This window comes from Candidatus Accumulibacter sp. ACC003, from assembly GCF_907163085.1.
In the GTDB taxonomy this organism is placed as follows: domain Bacteria; phylum Pseudomonadota; class Gammaproteobacteria; order Burkholderiales; family Rhodocyclaceae; genus Accumulibacter.
Window position 1 is genome coordinate 542,465 of record NZ_CAJQTX010000009.1, and the last position, 26,682, is coordinate 569,146.

Consider the following 26,682-nt stretch of genomic DNA (forward strand, 5'->3'; position numbering starts at 1 on the left):
TCGGCAATGCCCGCGATAAGCGCGACGCGCGCCCGAGACCTCGCTGAAGACGGCTATACTTGCCGCCTTCGCGCATCCCCCGCAGCCTCGTTTCAGAATCGACCAAGCAATGACGCCAACGCCCCTCGCATCGATCCCTGACAGCGCCGAACGCTCCCGACCTTCGCCGGCCAGCCTGCCGGCCGCATGGTCGGCTCGCGTGCATCAGCAATTGGCAGGCGACGAGGCCGTTCTCGCGTGTCTGGAGATCGATCTCGATAGCCGGCTGCGCTTTACCAGCGGCCTGCTGGTGGTCACCAACAATCGCCTGCTGGCGATTGCGGCCGATCCACCGCACGAGCAGAGCTGGCTTTATCGCCCGGGGCTGACGCTCGCTCGCCACGATCACGCCGGCGTCGGCACGCTGGAACTGTTAGATAGCGAGTCGCTGCTCGGACAATGGCGTTACACGCTGGGTGCCGACATCGCTGCCGGCCGCCTGATCGACCACTGCACGCGACAGCTCGACTTCCACAACAACGGCATCCGGCCAGCGGCTTCGCCACTGGCGCTGTGCCCGACCTGCGAAACACCGCTGTTGACCGGCCAGGAAGAGTGCCCGCAATGCAGCAAGGAAATCCATCAACCGCCTTCGACCTGGACGCTGGTACGCCTCGGGCGTTTCGCCAGACCGTATAGAGGGCAACTGCTCGCCGGCTTCACGCTTTCCCTGTTGAGCACGGCGGCGACGCTGGTGCCGCCGTACCTGACGATGCCGTTGATGGACAATGTGCTGATCCCCTACCAGAACGGCCAGGCGATCGACCCGGGTCTGGTGGCGCTGTACCTCTCGGGCCTGCTCGGCGCCGCACTGGTCGCCTGGCTGCTCGGCTGGGCACGCACCTACATCCTGGCGCTGGTTTCCGAACGCATCGGTGCCGACCTGCGCACCGCCACCTACGAACACCTGCTGACGCTCTCGCAGGAATACTTCGGCGGCAAACGCACCGGCGACCTGATGGCCCGGATCGGCTCGGAAACCGACCGGATCAACATCTTCCTGTCGCTGCACCTGCTCGATTTCGCCACCGACGTGCTGATGATCGGGATGACCACGGCGATCCTGATGTCGATCGATATGCGACTGGCGCTGGTGACCCTGCTGCCATTGCCGATCATCGCCTGGCTGATCCACGTCGTCCGCGAGCGGCTGCGCACCGGCTTCGAGCGCGTCGACCGCGTCTGGGCGGAGGTCACCAACGTCCTCGCCGACACCATCCCCGGCATCCGCGTCGTCAAGGCCTTTGCTCAGGAAGCCCGCGAGACGGGACGTTTCCGGGCCGCCAACGCGCACAACCTGGAGGTCAACGACCGGGTCAACAAAGTGTGGTCGCTGTTCTCGCCGACGGTCACGCTGCTCACCGAACTGGGCCTGCTGATCGTCTGGGGCTTCGGTATCTGGCAGATTGCCAGCGATCACATCTCGGTCGGCGTGCTGACCGCTTTTCTGGCCTACATCAGCCGTTTCTACCTGCGCCTCGACTCGATGAGCCGCATCGTCTCGGTGACCCAGAAAGCGGCCGCTGGCGCCAAACGCATTTTCGACATTCTCGACCACGTCTCGAGCGTCCCCGAACCGACCAACCCGGTGCACCTGCCGAAAGTCGAGGGGCGCATCGAGTTGCGCAGCGTCGGCTTCCGCTACGGCACGCGCAGCGTCACCCGCGATATCAACATCGTCATCGAGCCTGGCGAGATGGTCGGACTGGTCGGCCACAGCGGCTCGGGCAAGAGCACCATGGTCAACCTGATCTGCCGTTTCTACGACGTCAGCGAAGGCGCGATCCTGATCGACGGCGTCGATATCCGCTCGCTGCCGGTCGCCGAGTACCGCCAGCATATCGGTCTGGTGCTGCAGGAACCCTTCCTGTTCTTCGGCACCATCGCCGAAAACATCGCCTACGGCAAACCCGCCGCGACGCGCGCCGAGGTCGTCGCCGCTGCGCGTGCCGCGCACGCGCACGAATTCATCCTCCGCCTGCAGCACGGCTACGACTCGCTGGTCGGGGAACGCGGCCAGGCGCTCTCCGGTGGCGAGCGGCAGCGCATCTCGATCGCCCGCGCGCTGCTGATCGATCCGCGCATCCTGATCCTCGACGAAGCGACCTCGTCGGTCGACACGACGACCGAGAAGGAGATCCAGAAAGCGCTCGACAACCTGGTTCGCGGCCGCACGACGATCGCCATCGCGCACCGCCTGTCGACGCTGCGCGACGCCGACCGACTGGTCGTCCTCGACCGTGGCAGCGTCGTTGAGGTCGGTAGCCACGAGCAATTGATGGCCCGCGAGGGACACTATTACCGTCTCTACCAGGCGCAGGCGCGCAACGTCGACACTGAAGACGAACTGCGGCGCATCGAGCTCGAACGAGCCAACGACGGAGAACGCCAATGAACGCCACGCCCGACTACCGCTTGCGGCGCAACGCTTTCGGTCGCCTCGAACTGAGCACCGCCGACGGCCAGACGCACGTCGACGTCGTGCCGGTACGCGCCTTCCCGATCACCGCCGCCGACGACGGCATCGGCCTGGTCGACCCGCACGGCAAGGAACTGGCGTGGATCGATCGACTGAGCGACCTGCCGGACGAGCTCCGCACGCTGGTCGAAGCCGAACTCGCGCAGCGCGAATTCATGCCCGAGATCCGGCGAATCACCGACGTCTCGAGCTTCGCGACGCCGAGCACCTGGCACGTGGACACCGACCGCGGCAGCAGCCGCTTCGTGCTCAAGGGCGAGGAAGACATACGCCGCCTCGCTTCACCGGCGCTGCTGATCGCCGACAGCCACGGCATCCAGTTCCTGATCCGCGACCGCTACGCGCTTGACCAGACCAGCCGGCGGATTCTGGACCGCTTCCTGTGAGCCCGGCGACGCGGCGGCGCAGCGGTCAGCCAATTGGCGCGCGGCGCGTTATTCCGACGACAATCGCGGTGGAGGCCCTTTTTCGCTCGCCTGCCGCCACGCCCGCGCCACGGCGCGCCCACCCGCACGTGCCTGGAACGACGACATGAAAAGCAAAGACATCAAGTTTCTCGAAATCCGCTACCTGCGCGGCCCGAATATCTGGACCTACCGTCCAGTAATCGAAGCGCTGGTCGATATCGGCGACCTCGAGGACTTCCCGTCGAACACCATCCCCGGCTTTTACGAGCGCCTGACCACCCTGCTGCCGTCGCTGATCGAGCACCGCTGCAGCTATGGCGAGCGCGGTGGTTTTCTGCGCCGCCTTCAGGAAGGCACCTGGCCGGCGCATATTCTCGAACACGTCACCCTCGAACTGCAGAACCTGGCCGGCATGCCCGGCGGCTTCGGCAAGGCCCGTGAAGTCTCTGCGCGCGGCGTGTACCGGGTAGTCGTCCGCGCCTGGCATGAAGACGTCACGCGCGCCTGCCTCTTCGCTGGCCGCGAACTGCTGCTGGCGGCGATCCAGGACGAGTCTTTCGACGTCGCCACGACCGTCGCCCAATTGACCGACATGGCCGAGCGCAAGCTGCTGGGCCCGAGCACCGGCTGCATCGTCGACGCGGCGACGGCCAAGGACCGCCGCATCCCGGCGATCCGCCTGCTGGCCACCGGCAACCTCGTGCAACTCGGTTACGGCTCGCGCAGCCGGCGCATCTGGACCGCCGAGACCGACCGCACCAGCGCCATCGCCGAAGGCATCTCGCGTGACAAGGATCTGACCAAGAGCCTGCTGGCGTCGTGCGGCGTGCCCGTCCCCGAGGGGCGCCTGGTCGACAGCGCCGAAGACGCCTGCGAAGCCGCCGCGGACATTGGCTATCCGGTGGTCGTCAAACCGTCCGACGGGAATCACGCGCGCGGCGTCTTCACCAACCTCGAAACGCCAGCGGAAGTCGAGTCGGCGTACGCTGCCGCCGTCGACGAAGGCAGCGGCGTGATCGTCGAACGCTACGTGCGTGGCTCGGAACACCGCCTGCTGGTGATTGGCGGCAAGCTCGTCGCCGCCGCCCGCGGCGAGATCGCCAAGGTCATCGGTGACGGCGAGTCGACCATCGATCAGCTGATCGACAGCCAGATCAACTCTGACCCACGCCGCGGCTTCGAGGAGGAATTCCCGCTCGACATCATCGCCCTCAACGACAACCCGGTGGCCCGGCTCGAAGTCAGCCGTCAGGGTTTTAGCGGCGACTCGATCCCGCCGGCCGGGCGCGAGGTGCTGATCGTGCGCAGCGGCAACCATACCGACGACGTCACCGATCTGGTGCACCCGGACACTGCGGCGACCGCGTCGCTGGCGGCGCGCATCGTCGGCCTCGACATCGCCGGCGTCGACCTGGTTTGCGAAGATATCTCGCAGCCGCTCGATGAGCAGCGCGGCGCGATCGTCGAGGTCAATGCCGGCCCCGGCCTGCTGATGCACCTGAAACCCGAAGCGGGCGAGCCACGGCCGGTTGGCCGCGCCATCGTCGACCAGTTGTTTCCCAATGGCGACGATGGTCGCATTCCGGTGATCGGCGTCAGCGGCAGCTTCGGCAAGACCACGGTCGCCAATCTGGTGGCGCGCTTCCTGGCGCTCTCCGGCAAACATACCGGCCTGGCGTGCAGCGACGGGCTGTACGTCGACCGCCGCTGTATCGGCAAAGGTGACAGCGCCAACTGGAGCGCTGCCAACCGCCTGCTGATGAACCGCGCGGTCGACGCGGCGGTCCTCGAAAACGGCAGCGACACCATCCTCAGCGAGGGGCTCGCCTACGACCGCTGCCTGGTCGGGGTGATCACCAACGTCGACGCGACGACGCATTTTGGTCGCTATCACGTCGAAACGCCCGAGCAGGTATTCACCGTCCTGCGCACGCAGGTCGACCTGGTGCTGCCGAGCGGCGCGGCGGTGCTTAATGCGCATCACCCGATGCTCGTCGAGATGGCCCCCTTATGCGACGGCGAGGTCATCTTCTTTGCCACCGACGCCGAGCTACCGACGCTGGTCGCGCACCGAGCGCAGGGCAAGCGCGCGGTATTCGCCCGCGACGGCCAGGTGATCCTCGCCAGCGGCCAGGACGAAAAGGCAGTCGTCAGCCTGGAAGCGATTCCGCTGACCGACGGCGGTCGGGTGGACTTCGAGATCGAGAACGTCCTGGCCGCCACCGCCGCAGCGTGGGCTCTGGCGATCGCTCCCGAAATCATCCGCACCGGCCTGGAAACCTTCACCATCGCCTGAACAATCAGCCAGGCGTGCCAGTGCAACAGCCGCCAATAGCTAAAACCGTAACGATGCACGATGTGGGCGCCAGGCGCCCGGACTGAAACAGAAAGGTAAACCGTTGATGGAAGTATCGCGTATCCGCGCTCTGCGCGGTCCCAACCTCTGGAGCCGGCATACGGCGATCGAAGCGATTGTCTTTTGTACAGACGATGAGCGCGATATCGGCCACAAGCCGGACTTCGAAACGCGTCTGCGCGAGCGTTTCCCTGAACTGGCGATGCTGCGGCCGGCTGGTCACGATGAAGCGGTATCGATGGCGCAGGCGCTGGAGTTCGCCACGCTCGGCCTGCAGGCGCAGGCCGGCTGCCCGGTGACTTTCAGCCGCACCGCGAAGACCGTCGAAGCGGGCACCTACCAGGTGGTCGTCGAATACAGCGAAGAGGTGGTCGGCCGCCTGGCCCTCGAACTGGCGCAGGCGCTGTGTGTCGCCGCCGTCGACGATACCCCTTTCAACCTTGGCGAAGCGCTCGACCGCTTGCGCGAACTCGACGAGGACGTGCGTCTCGGGCCAAGCACGGGCGCCATCGTCTATGCCGCGATGGCGCGCAATATTCCCTACCGCCGGCTTACCGAAGGCAGCATGGTGCAGTTTGGCTGGGGCAGTCGGCAGCGGCGCATTCAGGCCGCCGAGACCGATCGTACCAGCGCCGTCGCCGAGGCCATTGCGCAGGACAAGGAACTGAGCAAGAACCTGCTGCACGCCGCTGGCGTCCCGGTCCCCAGCGGTCGGCCGGTACTGAGCGCCGCCGACGCCTGGGCAGCGGCCTGCGAGATCGACGCTCCGGTGGTCGTCAAACCGCAGGACGGTAACCAGGGCAAGGGCGTCGCGGTCAATCTGGCGAGCCGCGAGGAGATCGAAGCGGCCTACGCGGTCGCCTACCAGATCAGCGACGAGGTGCTCGTCGAGCGCTACATTCCCGGCCACGACTACCGCCTGCTGGTAGTCGGCGACAAACTGATTGCCGCCGCCCGGCGCGACCCGCCCCTGGTCGTCGGCGACGGCGTACACAGCATCGAAGAGCTGGTCGAGCGGGTCAACGCCGACCCGCGGCGCGGCGTCGGTCACGCCACCTCATTGACCATGATTCGCCTCGACGAGGTGGCCATGGCGCGCCTCGAAAACGCCGGCCTGACGCCCGCGTCGGTACCACCAAGAGGCGCCCGCGTGGTCCTCCGCAATAACGCCAACTTGTCGACCGGCGGCACCGCTACCGACGTCACCGACGACGTTCATCCCGAGTTTGCCGCGCAGGCGATCGCCGCCGCCCAGACCATCGGGCTCGATATCGCCGGTGTCGACATCGTCTGCGACAGCGTCCTGCGGCCGCTCGAGGAACAGGGTGGCGGCATTGTCGAACTCAACGCCGCACCGGGGCTGCGGATGCACCTGCAGCCATCATTCGGCAAGGGCCGACCGGTCGGCGAAGCGATCATCGGCAACATCTTTGCCGATGGTGATGAAGCACGCATCCCGGTAGTCGCCGTCGCCGGAACCAACGGCAAGACAACCACCGTGCGCCTGATCGCCAACATCTTTGCCGCGCAGGGCCTGCGCGTCGGCATGACGACGACCGACGGCGTCTACGTCGAGAGCCGGCGGATCGATACCGGCGACTGCAGTGGTCCGAAAAGCGCGCGCAACGTCCTGCTCCACCCCGACGTCGACGCCGCCGTACTCGAGACGGCGCGCGGCGGCGTGCTGCGCGAAGGCCTCGGCTTCGACCGCTGCAACGTCGCCGTGGTCACCAACATCGGCCTCGGCGACCACCTCGGGCTGTCGTATATCAGCACCGTCGAAGACTTGTCGGTGGTCAAGCGGGTGATTGTCCAGAATGTCACGCCCGAGACCGGCGTTGCCGTCCTCAATGCCGCCGACCCGATGGTCGCGCGCATGGCCGATTCGTGCCCGGGCAGCGTCACCTTCTTCACCAGCGACCGCAACCATCCACTGATGGCGCTGCATCGCGCGCAGCGCAAGCGCGTCATCTACCGCGACGGCGATGCGATAGTCGCCTCGGGCGCTGGCGTCGAGCAGCGTATCGCGCTGGCCGAGGTGCCAGTCACGCAGAACGGCGCGATCGGTTTCCAGGTCGACAACGCGATGGCCGCAATCGGCGCCGCCTGGGCGCTGGACGTGCCGTGGCCGACGATTCGTCGCGGTCTGGCGAGTTTCGTCAACGACGCCCAGACGGCGCCCGGGCGCTTCAACGTCTTCAGCTATCGCGGCGCGACGCTGGTCGCCGACTACGGCCACAACCCCGACGCCATCCAGGCGCTGGTCGACGCCATTGACAACCTGCCGTCACCGGCAGGCAGTCAGCGGACGGTGGTCATCAGTGGCGCCGGTGACCGGCGCGACGAAGATATCCGCGGCCAGACGCTGATTCTTGGCGGCGCCTTCGATCGCGTCATTCTCTATCAGGATCAGTGCCAGCGCGGACGCGCCGATGGCGAAGTGCTGGCGCTGCTGCAGCAAGGCTTGACGAACGCGACGCGGACCAGCGAAATCCAGGAAATCCATGGCGAGTTCCTGGCCATCGACACCGCTCTCGCCGCCTTGCAGGCCGGCGACCTGTGTCTGATCCTCATCGACCAGATCGAGGAAGCGCTCGAGCACATCGCCAAGCGGCTGGCCGAGGGCTGAATCGCCGCCGAGTTGCGGTGGCATCGTGGCTGAGTCGCCGCCAGCTCAAGCCGGCCGTGGCGGCGGCGTCTGGTAGGCCCAGGAGAAGCTGCCGCTCGAGCCGGCGAAAAGCTTCTTGGTCGCCGCATCGACACGGCGCAAGCGGGCCTTCAGCTCCTTGCTCGGGAGTGCGGCCAGCGGCGTATCGGCGAGCCGGACCAGGTACGCGTCGATACGCGTTTCGCCTTCGACGTGGTCGACCGCGCACACCAGCTCGCTGCACGCCTGCTCGCGGGCGGCGAGCATTTCTTCGAGTTCGGCGTCGAGCGTGTTCGCCTGCAGCTCGAATTCAGCAAGCGCTTCACGAAGTTGCGAAAGGGTCCGCAGCGCTGGCGCAACGAGCGCCGAGAGGCGCTGCCAGCCGGCCTGCTGGTCGGCGCTAAGGGTCGCTTCGCGGCGTCGCAACTTGCCCGCCAGCAGGAGGTAGCTGGCGACATCCTTTTCGCCGCGCAAGGCATCGATCCTTTGCCGATGATCGCCAAGCTCGGTCTCCAGAGCGCTGCGCTGCTGTTGCAGCTCGGCGATCCGGGCGTCGTCGCGCGTCAGGTCGGGAACCAGAATCAGAACCGCGTTACCGACTTCCCGACGCGCCCGCGCCAGGTGCACGTGAATGCTCTTGGCGGCGACGGCACATCCCTCGCTGAGGTCGACAGAGAGCTCGTCGGCGACGATGTCGCACAGCGTTGCCCGTTCGACGACCACCTGCCGAGCAATGATCACGCAGTTCTCGGCGCGCTGCAGCGTCACGCAGCCGTGCGGCGCGAGCAGCGTCGCCCCCGACGCCACGCCCTCGACGAAGATGTCGCCATCGTCGTTGCTGGCGCTGCCGCCGATTAGATTGTGTTGGAGGCGGACGATGCCACCGGTGGAAACGATGTTGCCAAAGACGTCGGCAAAAGCGGTAATGCTGCGACAGGTAACGACGCGTTTCTCCTGGATTTCGCCGTGTTGTTCGTACACCTCGCCGGTCAGCAGCAAGTCGCCGGTGGTGCGTGCGCTAACGCCCTCGTGGCTGACGATCTTGTCGGCAACCGACAACTGGTTACTACGCGTATCGATGTTGAGAAAACCGCACACCGACGCCAGGAGATATTCACCGTCTTTTTCGTGGCTGACGCGCGTCCCGGGACCGGCCAGGCTGGCCAGATCGAAATCCTTGGGCAGCGGTGCCGGCATCAGCTCACCGCTGACCGCCCGCCCGTCGACGCCCAGCGTGCGTGGAATCTTCTTCAGCAAACGGACGCCGGCGGCGACCTGCGGATAGCGCGTCTCGAACTGGCGAAGATCGACCCGGCCGCCGAGCAGTCGCCGCGGCGCGTTGTTGCGATGCAGGCCGGGCGCCTGCTCGACGACCTCGGCGTCCTTACCCGGCAGCGCCGGCTTGCTGTGGGCAACCAGGCGCCGCTCCGGCCTGTCGAGCTGCAGCCCTTCCTTGACCATCGCCAGGTCGATCCCGAAGCGCACACCCTTGGCCCAGGCGCTGGCGATGAATTCATCGACGTCGAGGAGCGCGCGCGTTTCGCTTGCCTGCTCGCTCTGCTGCTCGTTCTGCTGGTCGCTCTGCTGCTCGCTCTGCTGCTCGCTCTGCTGCTCGCTCTGCTGCTCGCTCTGCTGCTCGCTTGCCGGCTCGCTTGCGGACTCGAGATAAATGGGTTCGAACAGATAGAACGCCTCGCCACGCTCGATCCGCAGATCCTTGTAGAGCGCCTGCCGCGACGGCTGAAAGGTAGCGATATCGAGAGCCAGGAAGACTTCGTCGCCGCCCTCCGGTGGCGGCGTTTTGGCAGCCTCGGGGAGCGCAGGATTCGCCGGAGTAGGGTAAATCAGCGACTCGAAGCGCGCGTAATCGAGTCCACGAAAATAGAGGCCGATGGCGACCGCGCGAGTGACGAAGTCGACGAATTCCGCTGCCGAATCGAGTCGCGAAAGCGCCACATACAAACTGCCGTCGCGCTGTACAAGATAGCGTGACAGGGCGACCTGTCCGTCCTCGAGGTCGGCAAGATTGCCGATGGCACTTTGCGGAACGTCTGGCATGGCGGCATCCGTCAAAAGTGGCTGGCCCGGACAGCCGGCCAGCGGCGGCAGCGCAGCAGGCTGCTCGCACGAGCGTCAAGCTGTCGTTGCAGCTGCTGGCAGCGTACCAGAAACGGCAGCGAGTGACACCCCGACGCCAACGATCCGGCACGGCCGGCCGACCACCAGGCGGCAGTCGCCGGCCGCCGCGCTGCAGCGACCGGCTGGCGGCAGCGGCCACTTGGTCGCACGCTTGTCCGTCCTTTCCGCGCCCGCGAGCGAGAATGTGCGGCGCTTGCAGAGCGATCAGCAGACGCGGCGATCACCGACCTGCGTCAGCCCTTCAGGGCGTGCTGCGTTATATTGTTATTCCACCGTGCACGCCTGCGCCGGTGGCGATCCATCTTTGATGAGCCCAGCCATGCCCAGTCTACGTCCCGCGACACCCCTTCTGGCCCTGATCCTCGCTGCCTGCGCGAGCTATCCGCCGGAAGGACCCAGCGTCATGGCCCTGCCCGGAACGGGACAATCCTTCGACAGATTCCGTGCCGCCGACGCCAACTGCCGGAACTATGCCAACCTGACTCTGGGCGGCAGCACGCCGGCACAGGCAGGCGTCGAGGCCGGCGTCGCCAGCGCCGCTGTCGGTACGGTGATCGGGGCGGCAATCGGTGCGGCTGTCGACGGCTCGAGCGGCGCCGCGGTGGGCGCTGGCGTCGGCCTGCTGGCTGGCAGCGCCAGCGGCGCCGCCAGCAGCAACGCCTCGAGCTACGCCTTGCAGCAGCGCTACGACCAAAGCTACGTCCAGTGCATGTATGCTCGTGGTCAGCGCGTACCGGTGATCGGCGGTTTCTCGCCGCAGGAGGGCTACGCCACCAGCGACGCCGCGCCTCAGCCGCCAGCGCCGCCGCGTGGTGCGCCACCTCCACCGCCACCACCGCGTGGCGCCGCGCCGCCGCCACCGCGCTAGCACCCACTGCGCCATCATTGAGCCGCAGCAGAGCAAGCCGCGGACGGCTTGGGGCAGCGGCTTGCGAACTGACACCGCTGGCTGCGGCCCGGCGTGCGGCAGGCCTTCGCGAGTTCGCGCGCGACCACGGCAAACAGTATTTTCCAATTCAGGTATGAGCCTGAAGGAGGGAAGATCTCGGAGAGGTTGAGAGGCGGGTTGAAGGTTGAAAGGGGTAGTGTAACGGGGTTGAGTTTGCAGCGGCGGATGGGGTTGTAGGGTTGGTGTTGTGGGGTTCTGGAAAGCTTTTTTTAAACGGGTTTCAAAAGCGCCCGCAGGGCTTCCGGCGGGCGGATTGCGTAGCAATTGGCCTGTCTGGCAAGCGAAGCGCGGCAGGGGGTTGGAGGCGGCGTCAAGCGCGCCGCTTCGGTTTGTCAAAGCTGTCGAAGAGATCGCCCTTGGCGCGTTGCATCGCTTGCGTGGCGGCCAGGTCAGGTTGCGAGCGAGCTTGTGTCTGCAAGGCCTGCAGCGTCACCCCCGGGTTCAGCTGAACCAAGTCTTTTTCGCACAACTGGGCCAGACACTCCAGGGGCGTTTTTACGTCCTCGTGCTTGTAGCGCTTGACGATCTTGCCCTTCGGGCTGACGACGTCCGTAGCGAACATGCAGGGGCGGTGCAGGTTGAGCCACGGATTGAAGGTCTCCTGATAGAAGGCATTGATCGGCTGGGCGAAGTGCTGCGGGATATGCGCGTAGCCCATGTGCTTGCGCACCACGCTGGCATTTTTGCTTTCGGCCAGGGCGTTGTCGTTGCTATGACGCGAGCGTGATTTGGTCTGCTCGATGCGCAACTTTTCGAGCAGCGCCGCCACCTGACGGTTGATGAACTCCGAGCCATTGTCGGAGTGAAAGCCGCGTACGACAAACGGGAACTGAGCCAGGATCAAAGCCAGCACTGGCAACAGAAAAGCCTCGCTGATGGCCTGCACGCAGGCCTCGACCTGCCACTGGCTGACCGCATCCACGCAGGTGATGTGATAGACGCCCTTGACGCCGTCCCGGTCGCCTTGATGGACGGTGTCGATACGCACAAAGCCGGCACGCCCGTCCGGCGCAGGGGCCTTGCGTACGCCGATGGCGTTGCACACCGAGCGGGTCTGCGTGAAATGGATGCGCTGCGCCTGATAGCCGGCGCTCTTGCGCAGGTTGTACAAGTGCGAGGCGGGGAGCGTAGCCAGACGCTCATAGCGCGCGTCACCGTACTCCCGGTAGGCCCGCCGCAGGAGGTGCACGATGGCCGGCCCGCAGACGCCTTCGTGGGCTTTGTCCATTTCGACCAGCAGGGCGATATCGGCGGCAGTGTACTTGCGTGCAAAAGGCCGGGCCGGTGCCCGGTAGCGCTTGACCAGCGGAACGGCCGCCAAGCGGTTGCCCTGCCAACGAGCCACCAAGCGCGTAATCTGCGCCCGACTGTAGCCGCTCGTGTGCTCCAGGTAACGCCGCAACACGCCACGTTCGCGCTTGCTACGGCCAGGGTAGTCGAAGCGCTTGAGCACTCGACTGATGTGCTCGTAGCGCTCGCTATCGTTGCCCGCCGTCGAGAATTCGATGGCGGCGCTGGCGCTGAGAAATTGTTCGACCTGCTCGATCGTGCGCAGCTGTGTTTCGTTCATGTTGATCACCATCTTCAGAATGATCAACCCGTTTCTTCCTGCGCCAACATCTTCTTTCAGGCTCATGCCTCGGTGGAAACACGCGAACCGTTCAGGCTCACACCACAGTGGACAAGGCTCAAACTGTGGCGAACTGGCGAACTGGCGTACACTATGCGCCCGACCGAATGGAAACTTGGCCATGCCGCGCTCGACGCTCAAACTCCCCCGAAAACTCGCCGCCAGCGACACCATCGACGACCGCCGGTCACCGACGCGCCGGCCGCTACGCGGCAGGTCGCAGCTGACCAGACACGCCACCCCGGAACGCCCAGCCAGCGGGCGCAGCGACGGCAAAGCCGGCGCAGCCACTGCGCCGGGCGGCCAGACCGACAAGGCGCAGCGCGCGCCGCGCGATCGTGCCGACACCAGGACCGTGCCGACCAACCCGACGGCCAGGGAGCGCTCCGCCGCCGACCAAACCACAACAGCCGACGCGCCGCCGCGCCCGACCGCTGCCGCCGCGTCCGACCGACAGGCAGCCGTCGACAAGCGATCGCCGAGGCGCTCCCGCGACGTCGTCGCTGGCACGCGTACCGGTAGCGAGAGACCGCAAAAGCCAGCCAAGAAGATCTATCCACCGCGCGGCATCGCGCGCAGCACCGGTGTGCGCGCCGCGCTGCCGGGACAGCAAGATCGGCCAGGCGACTTCGCCGCAAACACGGCCGCTGCCGACAGCGACGCGCCGGCCGTAGCGACGCCAGACCTTCGGCAAACGGCGCGGCAAGCGCCTAGCGATGGTGTGAGCAGCGACCTTGCGCGCGGCTTGTCGCGGGAATCACCGCGGCTGGCGAAACTGGTGAGCCAGTTGGCAGAGTGCTCGCGACGCGAAGCGGACGAATGGATAGAAAACGGCTGGGTCAGCGTCGACGGGGTGGTGGTCAACCGGCTTGGTGCTCGTGTCAATCCGAAAGCGAAGATCACGATCAGGGAAGCCGCCAACAAGCAGCCCGCCGAAAGCGTCACGCTGATCGTCAACAAAGCTCGCGAGGAGACGGGTAGTGCCCCCGACGACGGTCGCCAGACGGCCGCCGCCTTGATCCGTGCCGACAATCGCTGGCACGAAGACCACCACCCGCGCAGTTTCCAGGCGACGCACCTGCGCGGACTGGCGACGGCCGGCAAGCTGCACGACGACGAGGGCGGAATGCTCGCCTTCACGCAGGAGGGAAGCGTCGCGCGCCGCTTGAGCGGTGGCGATTCGCGGTTGGAGATGGAATATCACGTGCGCGTCGAAGGCGAACTGGCAGCCGATGGGCTGGAGCAGCTCAGGCACGGCTTGTCACTCGACAAGGTCAAACTGCAACGCGCGCAGGTGTCATGGCTGAGCGAGGAGCAAATGCGCTTCGTCCTGCACGACGGCAAGAAGGGACAGATCGCCCGAATGTGCGAACTGGTTGGCTTGCAGGTCACTGATATCAAGCGCGTTCGCATCGGCAGTGTCTCACTGGGAAAGCTGCCGCCTGGAGAATGGCGCTACCTGCGCGACGACGAACGTTTCTGAGCGACGCGTCGGCTTGTCGGCGGCGCCCAGGGCCGGCACCGCGCATCTCGACCAGCGCCGGGCAGACGGTACTTGCCGAGCCTCGACGCGGCGACTACCATCGGACCGTGATCCTCGTACGCACCTGAGCAAGCGCTGCCTGCTCGCTGCGCCAGTCTGACCGCCCAGTTCAAGACGACGACATCAATGGTCGATAGCCAAGCGCCGCGCAAGCCCCCACCAGCCGATATCGAGGCCTGGCTGAGCTTGTTCAGCGGCAGCGAAATGCCGATCCTGCGCCAGACGGCGCGCCGTCTTGACGACGCGCGCCAGCATATCGACCGCGTCACCGGCCGCGACATCACCGACATCGTCCTGCAGGATCCGCTGCTGGCGATCCGCGTCCTGGCCTACATTCAAGCCTTCGGCAGCAAACGCCTGCACAGCGACATCACCAACATCGCCAGCGCGGTGATGATGCTCGGCGTTGAACCCTTCTTCCGGAAGTTCGAGAACCCGCAGACCATCGAAACGATGCTCGCCGGCAAGCCGCAGGCTCTGCTTGGCGTGCTGCAGGTGATCCTGCGCACGCAGCGCGCTTCGCGTTACGCGCACGACTGGGCGTTCGCCCGGCACGACATGAACGTCGAGGAGGTAGCGCTGGCGGCGCTGCTCAACGACCTGGCGGAAGTCCTGCTGTGGTGCTTCGCGCCCGAAATGGCGATCGACATTCGCCGCCGACACCAGTCCGGCACGCTGCGCAGCGGCAGCATCCAGCAGGAAGTTCTCGGTTTCCCGCTAGCCGACTTGCAGTTGGCGCTGTGTCGCAGCTGGCACCTGCCCGACTTGCTGACCGCACTGATGGACAGCAGTAGCGCGCATCTACCACGCGTGCAGAACGTCAGGCTGGCGGTCAACCTCGCGCGGCACTCGATTGACGGCTGGACTGACGCCGCCATCCCCGACGACTTCGCCGCCATCCAGAGCCTGTTGAATATCAGCCGGGAAACGCTGCTGGCACGCCTGCAACTGCCTGCGGAACTCGTCCCCCGACTCGTCGGCCAGGAAAGCGAAGCGGACGAAGGAAGATCCCGGCGACCATAGGCTCGCCGGTCGACGCGCGGCAGTTCACTCGGTGGTCGCGGCAAGCATGCGCTTTCCCTAACCCCGAGTGGCGAGTGGTAAATGCAACGCGCACGCCAATCAGGACTGAACGACGTGGCTACGGGATTTTCGACGCCAGCAAGCAGGTTTCTGCAAGGCTGCCACATCGACCCTCGGGGCACTGAAGATCTCCTGGGCCAGGGCCCAGCGATGACGCTCCAACGGGCTAACGCCTGTGATCTGCTCAAACCACTTCTGGATACGGCTCATGGCGAGTAACTCCTCGGTCGAGATTTCGAGATCAACTGATCGAAAACTGCTGCAACGAGGAAAGAATAGCTAAAAACTGTACGGATGTACAGTTGTTTTATCTCCCGGATCGGCGCGCCACATTCGCGCAACGGCCGAAACCCTGCGCCGACGGTAACGCGATCCGCTACTGGGGTAGCCCCGACGGTAGCGACGGGCGGATCGCCGGCGAAGGTCCTGGTGCCAGCTGGACCGGCGCGCCGACCCTGGGCACCTGCCCTGGAGTCGAATATTGCGCGACGGCGTACATCCCGAAACGGGGCACGAACAGCGCTGGCGGCTTGCCGACATAGAAACGGAAAGGCAGCGACAGCATCGTCAAGCGATTCCCGGTCCGGACGGCGGTCTGGACGACGAAATGCAGGTGCGGCCCCGACGAGTAACCGGTCGAGCCGGCCAAGCCAATTTGCCGTCCGGCGCGAACGATTTGACCCGGATAGACCGACACGCCGCCGTGTGCCAGATGCGCGTAGACGGCGATCGTCCCATCGCTATGCCGGATGCGCACCTCGTTGGCCTTGCTGACCATCTCCGGGCTCTGGCCGCCATAAATCTGCCGGTCCTCGACGTAGATCACCACGCCATCGCGTGCCGCAACGACGGGCGTTCCCAGTGGCATTCCGATGTCGACCGCGTAGTGACTCTCCGGGCCGATGTGCGTACGCAACGGCCCACCGGCGGACTGGCCAATGTGAAATGCCAGGCCATCGCGGTAGGGCAAGCGGTACAGCGCATTTGGACTCTGGCGGGCGTTGACATCGCCGAATACCCACGAGGTCTCGATGCGGAAGCGATAGCCCGCGCGCGCCATCGCCGGCCTCACGCGGGCCAGGGAGACCGTTCCGCCCCCCGGCGGCACGACCGCAACAAAGGGAAACAAGCGATCGCTCGCGACGCTCCGCGCGTCGGCAATCGAAACGCTCACCGACACCGTTGCCGGACCGTTATTACGCGCCACGATACGGTGGCCGTTGCCCTCCCTCTCGGCGACGACGGAAAAGGGGTAGCTTTGACGCGGGTCGGCCCGCAAGCTCAGATTGCAGAACAGTACGGCGAAGGCAAAAAGAACGCGCTTCAAGGCGAACCTCTCACGAGTTCTCGCACGCGCCGATGATCGATCAGCGCCCGCGAAGCGCCCCCCACACGCCAGCCACCACACGCACACCCGACAAGCGCCGATCGGCACAGCATGCGCCGAGGCTGATCCGGCCGCCACAGCGGGTCACTGCCGTGCGACGCCAGTCGGAAGCGCATTGTGCGGTCAGACTGAGCCGGCGCAGCCGAGCGCTCAGGCCACCGCCGCCACCGAGCAGGTCGAAGCTCTGGCACGGATTACACGGGGCAGCGGCTTGCCGACCCCCACCGCTCAGCGGTTGACGCATTCCCGGACAGTCGTATCGCCGGCACGACCGCAGGGTGTCGCTACACCGGCTTGCGGCTGCGGACTGCCGTCGTCGTCGATCTGCGCGGCCAGCGTCTCCCACGACAGCAGCCCGCCCTTGTCGAGCGTCACGCGCAGCACCCAGCCGGTACGAGCAGCGGAATCGGCAAAACCGTCGAAGACGAAATTGCCCAGGCTATAGACGATCAGCTTGCCCTGGTAATACTCGACGGTCTGTGTGACGTGCGGGTGACCGCCGACGACCAGGTCGGCGCCGGCGTCGATCATCGTCCGCGCCAGCTGGCGCTGGCGCTCGCTCGGTTGCGACTCGCGCTCCCAGCCCCAGTGCATGAAGGGAATCACCAGATCGGCGCCGGCTGCCCGCGCGGCGCGAATGTCGGCGACGACCTGGCTGTCTTCGCTCCAGGCGACCCCCGGCCAGTCCGGGCCGGCTTCAAAGGAACGCGGCTTGAATTCGTTGTACGCCAGCACCGCGACGCGCAGGCCGTTGCGAACTATCCACAGCGCCTGGTGCGCCTCTTGCAGGTTGTGCCCACCGCCGAAGGCGGCAATGCCCTGGCCGGCGAGATGGTCCAGCGTCTCCAGAAAAGCCACCTGCCCGTAATCGCCGGAATGGTTGTTGGCCACCGCCAGCGCGTCGAAGCGGCCCTTGAGCACCGCCAAGACGCGCGGGTCGGCGCGAAAACTGAAGATCTTGCTATCGAGCGCTTGCCCCTGCGTGGCAATCGGGCATTCGAGGTTGCCGATGGTGTAATCGGCGTCTTGCAGCAGCGGCGCGAAAGCGGCAAGCGGGTCGCCACCACGGCCGATCAGCCGGCCCGGCCCGTCGTCGAGCATGACGTCGCCGACGAACAACAGGCGCAGCGGGTCGGCGCCTGCCGGGATGGCCAGCGCTAGTCCCAGGGCAACGACCAGCCAGCGACAGGCGCGTAGGCGGCTCATGATGTGGCGCCGGCTGCCGCCGACCAATCGCACCAGTACTGCAACTCACCGTCCCGGAGTGGCTCATAAACGTGGTTCAGACCGGTAAAACCGTAGGGCGAGCGCTCGGCCCGCGGCGGTGGGTAGGGGTAGGTCGCCTGATGAATCGGCACCGGCCCGCTGTCCCTGGCCGCCAGAACGTAGAGCTTGACCGCCGCCAGATCGTGCGGCTCCTTCTGGAAAACAATGCGGAACAGGAAGTAGGAGCCGATCGCCTGCACCGGCACCGCGTACGACGAAGTGACTGGCCGGGCATCGAGCAGCCGGGTTTCACCACCGTAGGTGACGTGGCAACTGACCGTCTCGGCGTGCGCTGGCACGACGAGAATCAAGCACAGCAGCAGGGGACTGGCGTTCGGACGCGGGCAAGAGCCAAGCATGGCGACAGGAGGAGAAGATGGCGACCGCCTAGTATCGGCAGCGGGCAGCAGCGGGTCAATGGCCGCGATCAAGAATGTGGCAAGCGCAGCGCAGGATTCCGGCAGTTCCGGAGTTTCTCGATCGACAGCGCTAGCGAATGGCAATCATTGCTAAACTAGCGGGCTCTTGCGTACTACCTCGTCTGTCGACCTGCCGGTTCCTCGCCCATGCCCTCTTCGCTTTTTGTTCGCCGTTACGGCCTCGTCTGCGTTCTCTTGCTGAGCGCTTGCAGCACGGTCGATAAACCGCCGCCCGTCGATCCATCCGCACAAGCCGCTTCGCGGCAGTCGGCGCGTCCGTCGACGCCGTCTGCGCGACCGCTAGCCGGCACGCCCTTCGCTGATGATCCGGCCAAGAGGACCGTCTATTTTGGCTTTGGCGAGGCAACGATCAGTCACGAGGGAATTGAAACGCTTCGCCAGAATGCCCTGCGACTGAAAGACGAAGCGCAGTTGCTGGTGACCCTGGTCGGCCATACCGACAATCAGGGGAGCGCCGCCTACAACCTGGCGATCGCCGACAAGCGTACCGAAGCAGTCAGCGACAAGCTGCGCGCGCTCGGCGTTCCGCGCAACCAGATTCGCCGCCTGCCGGTCGGCAGCGAGCACAGCAGCAAGGAAGCATGCGACGCCGAAGCTTGCTGGCAGAGCATGCGCAAGGTCGAACTGATCTACGAACGGCGCTGAGCTTTCGCGCTCGCTGGTCGACGGCGGTCGATCAGCGAGCGGCACGCCGATCGCCGGCAGACGATGCAGCGGTCGGCGACGATGGCCAGTGCCAACCGCCGCGGTCACACTGACCGTCGCATCGCTTCTTGCCGCAAACCCTACAGCAGGTTCAACTTGCGTGCAGCCTCGGTGAGCTCGCCACGAAAATCGGGATGGGCTATGCCGATCAACGCCTGCGCTCTTTGTTTGGCGCTCTTGCCGCGCAACTGCGCGAGACCGTATTCGGTCACCACGTAGTTGACGTCGTTCTTGCTGGTTGTCACGTGCGCCCCCGCGGTCAGCGTCGGAACGATCCGCGAGATGCTGTCGCCCTTGGCGGTAGCCGGCAGGACGATGAACGACTTGCCGTCGCGCGAACGGTTGGCGGCACGGACGAAATCAACCTGCCCGCCGGTTCCCGAGTACGACTGCGGACCAAAACTCTCGGAACAGCACTGGCCGATCAGATCGACCTGCAGCGTCGCGTTGATCGTCACCAGCTTGTCGTTGCGGGCCGCGAGGAAGGGATCATTGGTGTAGTCGACCGGGTGCATCTCGAGCATCGGGTTGCGGTGCATGAAGCGGTAGAGCTGCTGCGAGCCCAGCGCGAAGGTGGCGACCATCTTGCCCGGCAGATAGGTCTTCTTGCGGTTGGTTACCGCGCCGCATTCGAGCAGCTTGAGGATGCCGTCGCCGATCATCTCGGTGTGGATGCCGAGATCGTGCTTGTTGACCAGCTGCATGACGACCGCGTCGGGAATGGCGCCATAACCGATCTGCAGCGTCGATCCGTCCTCGATAATGTCGGTGACGTATTCGCCGATCGCCTCCTGCACTTTGCCGATCTGCGGCAGCCCGACCTCGAGCACCGGCTCGTCGCTCTCGATCAGGCCGGCAATCTGCGAGACATGGACGTGGCAGTTGCCATTGGTGAACGGCACGTTGGGATTGACCTCGAGAATCACCACCCGCGCCACGCTGATCGCCGCCATGGTGTAGTCGGTTCCCAGGCTGATCGAGAAATAGCCGTGCTCGTCCATTGGCGAAGCCATGGTGAACACCACGTCGACGCGAATCTGCCGGTTCCTGATCAGCGCCGGCATCTCGGAGAAGTAGCTCGGCAGGTAGTCGATCCAGCCTTCCTGGCCACCGGCCCGACTCGCGCCACCATAGAAAAAGGCCAGATGGCGGACGTTGTCGACGGTCTCGCGGTCAATATAAGCGTATTTCCGCAGGGGCAGAATCTGTGCCACGGTCACCCCGTGCAAGCGCTGCCGTTGTTCGGACAGCGCCGTCAGCAGCGTCGGCGGCTCGCCGACGCCGGTTGGCACGCTGATCAGGTCGCCATTCTCGACCAGACCCATGGCGTCTGCTGCAGCCATTTTCTTGCTCTGGTAGATCCGCTGGTAAATATCCGACATGCTTCATCCCCTCCTTGTTGGTCAACAATCGCTTTTCCGGAACTCGGCGCTACCAGCCGGCTACGCTTTCTGGTAACGCCGTACCTCCTTTCTACGCAGAACAAGCGGCGGACTACATGCTACGACGATACTGGCCGCCGACGTCGTAAAGCGCATTGGTAATTTGCCCGAGCGAACAGACGCGAACGGCGTCGATCAGCACCGCGAAAACATTGCCGTTGTCGATGACCGTCTGCTGCAGGCGTTCGAGCATCGCGCCCGACGCCGCCGCGTGGCGTTCGTGGAAGTCGCGCAGACGCTTGAGTTGCGACTGCTTCTCTTCTTCGGTCGAACGCGCCAGTTCGATCTCGACCTGGGCGTCGCCTTTCGGGTTGCGGAAGGTGTTGACGCCGACGATCGGGAACGAACCGTCGTGCTTCTTGTGCTCGTAGTACAGCGACTCCTCCTGGATCTTGCCGCGCTGGTAACCGGTCTCCATCGCCCCGAGGACGCCGCCGCGCGAAGCAATCGCTTCAAACTCCTTGAGAACGGCTTCTTCGACCAGATCGGTCAGCTCGTCGATGATGAACGAGCCCTGATTCGGGTTCTCGTTCATCGCCAGGCCCCACTCGCGGTTGATGATCAGCTGGATGGCCATCGCCCGGCGAACCGATTCCTCGGTCGGCGTGGTGATCGCTTCGTCGTAGGCGTTGGTGTGCAGCGAATTGCAGTTGTCGTAAATGGCGATCAGCGCCTGCAGCGTCGTGCGGATGTCGTTGAACGACATCTCCTGCGCGTGCAGCGAGCGCCCCGATGTCTGGACATGGTACTTCAGCTTCTGGCTGCGTTCGCTGGCGCCGTACTTGTTCTTCATCGCCACCGCCCAGATACGGCGGGCGACGCGGCCGATCACCGAATACTCGGGGTCCATGCCGTTGCTGAAGAAGAACGACAGGTTGGGTGCAAAGTCGTCGATGTGCATGCCGCGCGCCAGATACGCTTCGGTGTAGGTGAAGCCGTTGGCCAGCGTGAACGCCAGTTGCGAAATCGGATTGGCGCCGGCTTCGGCGATGTGGTAACCGGAAATCGATACCGAGTAGAAGTTGCGAATATCGTGATGGACGAAAAATTCCTGGATGTCGCCCATCATCTTGAGCGCGAATTCGGTCGAGAAGATGCAGGTATTCTGCCCCTGGTCCTCCTTGAGAATGTCGGCCTGGACGGTGCCGCGCAGGTTGGCGAGCACCCACACGCGGATTTTTGCGATCTCGTCCTCGGTCGGATCGCGGCCGTTGTCGCTGCGGAACTTGTCGACCTGCTGGTCGATCGCAGCGTTGAAGAACATCGACAGGATGATCGGCGCTGGCCCGTTGATGGTCAGCGACACCGAGGTCGTCGGCGCACACAGCTCGAAGCCGTCAAAGAGGACCTTCATGTCGTCGAGGCTGGCGATCGACACGCCCGAGTTGCCGACCTTGCCGTAGATGTCGGGCCTGGCGTCCGGGTCGCAACCGTAGAGGGTGACCGAATCAAAAGCCGTCGACAAGCGCTTGGCGGGCATCCCCTCGGAGACCTTCTTGAAGCGGCGGTTGGTGCGAAAAGCGTCGCCTTCGCCGGCAAACATCCGCGTCGGATCCTCGTTTTCGCGTTTGAAGGCAAAGACGCCAGCGGTGAACGGGAAGGACCCCGGAACGTTTTCTTTCATCAGGAAGCGCAGCACTTCGCCGTCGTCCTGGTAGGTCGGCAGCGAGACCTTGCGGATTCGCGTCCCGGAGAGCGACTTGTTGGTCAGCCGGGTGCGTATCTCCTTGTCGCGGATCTTGACCACGTACTCGTCCTGCGCGTAGAGCTCGACAGTCTTCGGCCACATGTCGAGCAGCTTGCTCGCCCGGGCATCAAGCTGCCCGGCCTTCCAGTCGATCAGCTCATCGAAGTCGCCGGCCGGCTTGCCGCGACTGACAAACAGCGCTTTCGCCGTGCGCAGCGACTGGCGCTGGTGGGCGATTTCTGCCTGCTCGCGGGTATGCGCGTGGTAGCTGCGCAGCGCCTCGGCGATCTCGGCCAGGTAACGCACGCGCTGCGCGGGAACGATCGCCAGCTGGTTCGACGATTGCCGGACGGCGACCAGCGGCAGCTTGCCTTTCTTCAGTTTCAGCCCGAAACCCTGCAGGCTGGGAAGCATCGCCTGGTATAGCGCGGTGACGCCGTCGTCGTTGAAGCGCGCGGCCATGGTGCCGAAGACGGGCATCGCCTCGGTGGCCTGATCGAAGGCCTCGTGGTTACGCTGATACTGCTTGCGGACGTCACGCAGCGCGTCCTCGGCGCCCTTGCGGTCAAACTTGTTGATGGCCACGAAATCGGCAAAGTCGAGCATGTCGATCTTCTCGAGCTGCGACGCGGCGCCGAACTCGGGCGTCATCACGTATAGCGAAACGTCGACCAGCGGCACGATCGCCGCGTTGCCCTGACCGATCCCCGACGTTTCGACGATCACCAGATCGAAGCCGGCCAGCTTGCAGGCGGCCAGCACTTCCGGCAGCGCTGACGAAAGCTCGGAGCCGGTTTCGCGCGTCGCCAGCGAGCGCATGTAGATATTCGGATGTTCGATGGCGTTCATCCGGATGCGGTCGCCGAGCAACGCGCCGCCGGTGCGCTTGCGCGAGGGATCGATGGAAATGATCGCCAGCTTGATGCTGTCGCTCTGATCGAGGCGGCAGCGGCGCACCAGCTCGTCGGTCAAGGACGACTTGCCGGCGCCGCCGGTACCGGTGATTCCCAGGGTCGGGACTTTCAGCCCGGCCGCGGCGTCAAGCAGGCGCTGGCGCAGCGCCGCCGGGTAGATGCCGTTCTCGAGCGCGGTGATGATCTGCGCCAACTGCCGGCGGTCGCCGGCTTGCAGCGCGCCGAGGACGGCGTCGGCTTCCTGAGGCGCCAGCGCCGAGAGGTCGAAGTCGGCCTGCGCCGCGACCTCGTTGATCATCCCCTGCAGGCCCATCGACTGGCCGTCTTCCGGCGAGTACACGCGCGCCACGCCATAGGCGTGCAGTTCTTCGATCTCGCTCGGCACGATCACCCCGCCGCCGCCGCCGAAAACCTTGATGTTCTCGCCGCCGCCAGCCTGCAGCAGGTCGATCATGTACTTGAAGAATTCGACGTGCCCGCCCTGGTACGAGGTGATCGCGATGCCCTGCACATCTTCCTGCAAGGCGGCATTGACGATCTCCTGTACCGAACGGTTGTGGCCCAGATGGATGACCTCGGCGCCGGTCGCCTGCAAAATCCGGCGCATGATGTTGATCGACGCGTCGTGGCCATCGAACAAGGAGGCGGCGGTGACAAAGCGCACTTTGTGCTGCGGTTTGTAGGGCAGAAGCTTCTTGGCAATGGACAGGTCGGTCATCAGGTTCGCGCTCCATAAAAATCGGAAGGGTCCCGCTTGCAGGAAACTGCCAGGGGAAGTACATGGTAGGAACTTGTGGCCAATAAAGCCATTACCCGAACCGCCGTCAACCGTGTAAATCTCGCCAACTTGAAATATGCTGTCAAGCATGGAGCCCCCGCAGAAGATTAGCCAGCAGGATCCGCCAGCCGCCAAGGCCCGGGCGCAGGCCCCGGCACGCGCGACAGTGGCCATGGCCTTCGTGCAGGGAATGCTGGCCGGTCTGCAGCACGCCAGGCGCGATACGGCGCCCTTGCTCGAAAACGCCCATATCGCTCCGCAGCTACTCGCCGACGCCAATGTCCGAATTCCCATCGACCGCTATGCCGCGCTCTACAACCTGATCAACCACGAACTCGACGACGAAGGCTTCGGACTATTTTCGCTGCCGATGCGCGTCGGTAGCTTCGAATTGCTCTGTCGCGGCACCATCACCGCGCCAACGCTGGCTGTCGCCATCGCGCGCAGCGCCCGTTTTCTGCGGCTGCTACTTCCCGACCTGGCTGTCGGCCTCGACAGCACTCCCGAGCAAGCCAGCCTGTGCATCAGCGAGACGCGTCCGCTGCTCATCGGCCGGGTATTTGCCTTCGAATGGTTGTTGCGCCTGCTGCACGGATTGCTCTCGTGGCTGGTCGGGCGCAACATCGTTTTTGACGCCGTCGCCTTTCCCTACCCGCGGCCGGCGCACGCGGCGGATTACGCGCTGATCTACACCGCACGCTCGAGCTTCGACGCCGAGATCCTCAGCGCCCGCTTCGCCGCCAAGCTCCTGGACTTGCCGGTGCGCCGCGATGAAGCCGCGCTGCAGAGCTTTCTTGAAGGCGCGCCAGGCAAGCTGACGACGCTCTACCGGCGCGACCGCGAAACGGTCTTGCGCGTGCGTGACATCCTCCGCGATACGCTGCCGGCGGCCGGCTCACTCAAGGAAGTGGCGCGCGCCTTGCATTTGTCGCCACGTACGCTGCATCGCCGGCTGCAAGAGGAGGGATCGAGCTTTCAGGCCAGCAAGGACGCCTGGCGACGCGACCTGGCGATCAGCCGCCTGGCGACGAGCAAGCAAGCACTGACGCAAATTGCCGCCGACCTGGGTTTTGCCGATAGTGCGGCTTTTTACCGGGCTTTCCTGCGCTGGACCGGGATGGCACCGGCGCACTACCGAAAGAAACTACAGGAGGCTGGCGGCGGGCACGACACGCGCGGCCGCGAACAAGCGGCCAGCGCGTCGCGGCCAGCGCGACGGTGACCGTGGTGAAGGTGGCGGATCAGCGCTCGCTCATGAAGCGCGTCGCGTTTTGCAGGTCGGCGTGCGTACTGCCGCTGTCCAGTGCATTGACGAACTTGCGCCAGATCAGATCCGGCTCGCCCATCTGGAAAACGTAGATCCCGTCTGCCAGCTCGCATGACGCCGAAGCCCAGATACTCGACACCTCATTGGCGCCGAGCTGAATCTTCATTCGACCCCAGACGTTGATCGGAACCCAAGCCACATCCGGGGCGTGCGCCTGAAAGCCGTCGCACGACAGCTGGACAATTTCCATGTTGGTCCGGTTCTCGACGCCGTCGGCGACGATCACAAACGTCGCCGGACATTTGTACGAAAAGCGCCGGTGACGCCGACGAGCAGTGTCGTTCTGCTTGCCTTTGGCAAGTGCCGGCAACACCTCGTGGTACGCGGGCAGATCGTAGATGGTATGCAGCAGGCCCTTCTTGCGTTCGCTCAGCAGAGCGAAAACCTGCGTCCGCACGTTGAAGAAGTGATCGAGCAACTCGGGCGTCAGCACCGGATCGTTGGTGGTGTAGAAGCGACGTTGCGGCAGCTTGATATTGGCCAACTTCACCTGCGTGAAGAAAGCGTACAAGTTCCGCTTCGGCGGCTTTGATCCATAGTGACGCTTGAAAATCTCGGGCGCCAAACCGAGGTCCAGCGTCGCACCGACCGCCGGTGCGCCATTCACGAAGTCGTAGTTCTCGACGACTTTCTGCGTCAAGCGCTGGAAGAACAGCAGCGATTCATACATCTCGATATGGCTGGGGTTGACCGCGATGACCAGATGCCGCGTGTCAAAAAAGGTCGTGCAGTACTCGTACATGAACTTCATCAGCGGGAAGAGGATGCTGCCACCCGTGCGCCGAAAGCGCGGGTGGATGGCCAGCGCCGAAACCTCGGCGATATTCCCTTTCTTTTCCCGCAAGGCCGTCAGATCGAAGATCCGCTGCAGCGGAAAGCCCAGCACGCTCTCCCTGATCAAGGACAGCGTACCGACCACTTTGTCGTCGTACTTGGCGCACAGCGTGGTGGTCGTCGGCAAGGCGTGGTAGATGGTGACGCGCATCCCCGATGGGTCGGGGTTCATGAAGCCGCTGGCGACGTAGGCGTCGTGCAGCAGGGCAAAGCATGCCTCGAGCTCTTCCTGCGTCTCGGCGATCTTCAGGACCAGGCGCTCGTCCGGATTCGGATTGCAATCGACGAAATTGCGATAGACAGCAAAACGCCGTTTCCTCGGGAGAAAGTTGAACAGCTTTTTCGCCGTTCGGCTTAGCAATTTCCGTACCGGCGAGAGCAGTTTTCGGATCATCACTCCCCTCTCGACACCTGCGACTCAGCCAAGCGCACGCAATCGACATGTAGGCGCAAACGCAGTGGACGTTGCCGCAGACAACGCCAAAGCGAAGACGCGTAGTGTATCGGGAATTCACCGGAAGGATTACAGAGCATGGCAGGTGGCCCAGGACTTTGTCGGCATCATGTTATCAAAAGCGAAGGCCGCCAACCGGACTGTTCGCCGGCTTCTCGATCGTCGCTCGTGGCCGG

The 26,682-nt window shown here is 64.8% G+C and carries 16 protein-coding genes and 1 pseudogene; 9 read left to right on the forward strand and 8 right to left on the reverse strand.

The window, feature by feature from the left end; genetic code table 11:
• The first annotated feature begins 109 nt into the window (after positions 1 to 109).
• The 4 genes and pseudogenes from QZ656_RS20885 to cphA (QZ656_RS20900) all read left to right on the forward strand — a co-directional run bounded on the left by QZ656_RS20885 (position 110) and on the right by cphA (QZ656_RS20900) (position 7,910).
• A complete protein-coding gene (locus QZ656_RS20885; protein ID WP_291995185.1) occupies positions 110 to 2,434 on the forward strand; it encodes an ABC transporter ATP-binding protein in 2,325 nt (774 codons plus the stop codon).
• Positions 2,431 to 2,904 carry a DUF1854 domain-containing protein gene (locus tag QZ656_RS20890; RefSeq protein ID WP_291995186.1) on the forward strand — a complete coding sequence of 158 codons (474 nt, stop codon included), beginning with the start codon at positions 2,431 to 2,433 and terminating at the stop codon, positions 2,902 to 2,904. Before QZ656_RS20885 ends, QZ656_RS20890 begins: the two co-directional genes overlap by 4 nt.
• A gap of 145 nt (positions 2,905 to 3,049) precedes the next feature.
• A pseudogene (gene cphA / locus QZ656_RS20895) lies at positions 3,050 to 5,215 on the forward strand (cyanophycin synthetase); the annotation flags it as partial.
• 112 nt (positions 5,216 to 5,327) lie between these two features.
• The gene (cphA, locus tag QZ656_RS20900) at positions 5,328 to 7,910 is read left to right on the forward strand and encodes a cyanophycin synthetase (protein WP_291995187.1); all 2,583 of its coding nucleotides are present in this window, start codon (positions 5,328 to 5,330) and stop codon (positions 7,908 to 7,910) included.
• Positions 7,911 to 7,955: 45 nt separating this feature from the next.
• Here the strand turns inward: cphA (QZ656_RS20900) and QZ656_RS20905 are convergent, their stop codons facing one another.
• Positions 7,956 to 9,986 (reverse strand): flagellar assembly protein A, encoded by a 2,031-nt coding sequence (locus QZ656_RS20905; RefSeq protein WP_291995188.1) that lies wholly within the window; start codon positions 9,984 to 9,986, stop codon positions 7,956 to 7,958.
• A 400-nt stretch (positions 9,987 to 10,386) separates the two neighbouring features.
• Here QZ656_RS20905 and QZ656_RS20910 point away from each other — a divergent pair, with 400 nt between their 5' ends.
• Complete coding sequence (locus QZ656_RS20910; RefSeq protein ID WP_291995189.1) at positions 10,387 to 10,935, forward strand: glycine zipper family protein; 549 nt, start codon at positions 10,387 to 10,389, stop codon at positions 10,933 to 10,935.
• A gap of 391 nt (positions 10,936 to 11,326) precedes the next feature.
• Here QZ656_RS20910 and QZ656_RS20915 read toward each other — a convergent pair whose 3' ends face one another.
• Positions 11,327 to 12,613 (reverse strand): integrase, encoded by a 1,287-nt coding sequence (locus tag QZ656_RS20915; RefSeq protein WP_291993769.1) that lies wholly within the window; start codon positions 12,611 to 12,613, stop codon positions 11,327 to 11,329.
• 154 nt (positions 12,614 to 12,767) lie between these two features.
• Between QZ656_RS20915 and QZ656_RS20920 the strand changes: the two genes are divergently transcribed.
• Positions 12,768 to 14,129, forward strand: a complete 1,362-nt coding sequence (locus QZ656_RS20920; protein WP_291995190.1) for a S4 domain-containing protein — start codon at positions 12,768 to 12,770, stop codon at positions 14,127 to 14,129.
• 186 nt (positions 14,130 to 14,315) lie between these two features.
• Positions 14,316 to 15,212 (forward strand): HDOD domain-containing protein, encoded by an 897-nt coding sequence (locus QZ656_RS20925; protein WP_291995191.1) that lies wholly within the window; start codon positions 14,316 to 14,318, stop codon positions 15,210 to 15,212.
• 436 nt (positions 15,213 to 15,648) lie between these two features.
• Here QZ656_RS20925 and QZ656_RS20930 read toward each other — a convergent pair whose 3' ends face one another.
• The 3 genes from QZ656_RS20930 to QZ656_RS20940 form a co-directional block, all read right to left on the reverse strand.
• The gene (locus tag QZ656_RS20930) at positions 15,649 to 16,599 is read right to left on the reverse strand and encodes a M23 family metallopeptidase (RefSeq protein ID WP_291995192.1); all 951 of its coding nucleotides are present in this window, start codon (positions 16,597 to 16,599) and stop codon (positions 15,649 to 15,651) included.
• A gap of 288 nt (positions 16,600 to 16,887) precedes the next feature.
• Positions 16,888 to 17,865, reverse strand: a complete 978-nt coding sequence (locus QZ656_RS20935) for a CapA family protein (RefSeq protein WP_291995193.1) — start codon at positions 17,863 to 17,865, stop codon at positions 16,888 to 16,890.
• Entirely contained in the window at positions 17,862 to 18,284 is a 423-nt protein-coding gene (locus QZ656_RS20940; protein WP_291995194.1) for a hypothetical protein, read from the reverse strand. Before QZ656_RS20940 ends, QZ656_RS20935 begins: the two co-directional genes overlap by 4 nt.
• A gap of 207 nt (positions 18,285 to 18,491) precedes the next feature.
• Between QZ656_RS20940 and QZ656_RS20945 the strand changes: the two genes are divergently transcribed.
• A complete protein-coding gene (locus tag QZ656_RS20945) occupies positions 18,492 to 19,010 on the forward strand; it encodes an OmpA family protein (protein ID WP_291995195.1) in 519 nt (172 codons plus the stop codon).
• 140 nt (positions 19,011 to 19,150) lie between these two features.
• On the opposite strand, the gene QZ656_RS20950 is transcribed toward QZ656_RS20945, so the two are convergent.
• Both QZ656_RS20950 and icmF read right to left on the reverse strand, forming a co-directional pair.
• Positions 19,151 to 20,452: an acetyl-CoA hydrolase/transferase C-terminal domain-containing protein gene (locus QZ656_RS20950; protein WP_291995196.1), complete on the reverse strand. Its 1,302-nt coding sequence runs from the start codon at positions 20,450 to 20,452 to the stop codon at positions 19,151 to 19,153.
• Positions 20,453 to 20,564: 112 nt separating this feature from the next.
• Positions 20,565 to 23,831: a fused isobutyryl-CoA mutase/GTPase IcmF gene (icmF, locus tag QZ656_RS20955; protein ID WP_291995197.1), complete on the reverse strand. Its 3,267-nt coding sequence runs from the start codon at positions 23,829 to 23,831 to the stop codon at positions 20,565 to 20,567.
• Between the two features lie 232 nt (positions 23,832 to 24,063).
• On the opposite strand from icmF, the gene QZ656_RS20960 reads away from it, so the two are divergent.
• A complete protein-coding gene (locus tag QZ656_RS20960; RefSeq protein ID WP_291995279.1) occupies positions 24,064 to 25,113 on the forward strand; it encodes an AraC family transcriptional regulator in 1,050 nt (349 codons plus the stop codon).
• A 19-nt stretch (positions 25,114 to 25,132) separates the two neighbouring features.
• On the opposite strand, the gene QZ656_RS20965 is transcribed toward QZ656_RS20960, so the two are convergent.
• A complete protein-coding gene (locus QZ656_RS20965) occupies positions 25,133 to 26,446 on the reverse strand; it encodes a GNAT family N-acetyltransferase (protein WP_291995280.1) in 1,314 nt (437 codons plus the stop codon).
• Between the last annotated feature and the right edge of the window lie 236 nt (positions 26,447 to 26,682).

Excerpts from the sequence above, each read along its gene's own strand:
- QZ656_RS20940 (WP_291995194.1), bottom strand. The coding sequence starts at position 18,284 with ATGCTTGGCTCTTGCCCGCGTCCGAACGCCAGTCCCCTGCTGCTGTGC.
- QZ656_RS20960 (WP_291995279.1), top strand. The coding sequence starts at position 24,064 with ATGGCCTTCGTGCAGGGAATGCTGGCCGGTCTGCAGCACGCCAGGCGC.
- QZ656_RS20935 (WP_291995193.1), bottom strand. The coding sequence starts at position 17,865 with ATGAGCCGCCTACGCGCCTGTCGCTGGCTGGTCGTTGCCCTGGGACTA.
- QZ656_RS20945 (WP_291995195.1), top strand. The coding sequence starts at position 18,492 with ATGCCCTCTTCGCTTTTTGTTCGCCGTTACGGCCTCGTCTGCGTTCTC.
- icmF (WP_291995197.1), bottom strand. The coding sequence starts at position 23,831 with ATGACCGACCTGTCCATTGCCAAGAAGCTTCTGCCCTACAAACCGCAG.
- QZ656_RS20925 (WP_291995191.1), top strand. The coding sequence starts at position 14,316 with ATGGTCGATAGCCAAGCGCCGCGCAAGCCCCCACCAGCCGATATCGAG.
- QZ656_RS20920 (WP_291995190.1), top strand. The coding sequence starts at position 12,768 with ATGCCGCGCTCGACGCTCAAACTCCCCCGAAAACTCGCCGCCAGCGAC.
- QZ656_RS20890 (WP_291995186.1), top strand. The coding sequence starts at position 2,431 with ATGAACGCCACGCCCGACTACCGCTTGCGGCGCAACGCTTTCGGTCGC.
- QZ656_RS20965 (WP_291995280.1), bottom strand. The coding sequence starts at position 26,446 with ATGATCCGAAAACTGCTCTCGCCGGTACGGAAATTGCTAAGCCGAACG.
- QZ656_RS20905 (WP_291995188.1), bottom strand. The coding sequence starts at position 9,986 with ATGCCAGACGTTCCGCAAAGTGCCATCGGCAATCTTGCCGACCTCGAG.
- cphA (WP_291995187.1), top strand. The coding sequence starts at position 5,328 with ATGGAAGTATCGCGTATCCGCGCTCTGCGCGGTCCCAACCTCTGGAGC.
- QZ656_RS20950 (WP_291995196.1), bottom strand. The coding sequence starts at position 20,452 with ATGTCGGATATTTACCAGCGGATCTACCAGAGCAAGAAAATGGCTGCA.
- QZ656_RS20885 (WP_291995185.1), top strand. The coding sequence starts at position 110 with ATGACGCCAACGCCCCTCGCATCGATCCCTGACAGCGCCGAACGCTCC.
- QZ656_RS20910 (WP_291995189.1), top strand. The coding sequence starts at position 10,387 with ATGCCCAGTCTACGTCCCGCGACACCCCTTCTGGCCCTGATCCTCGCT.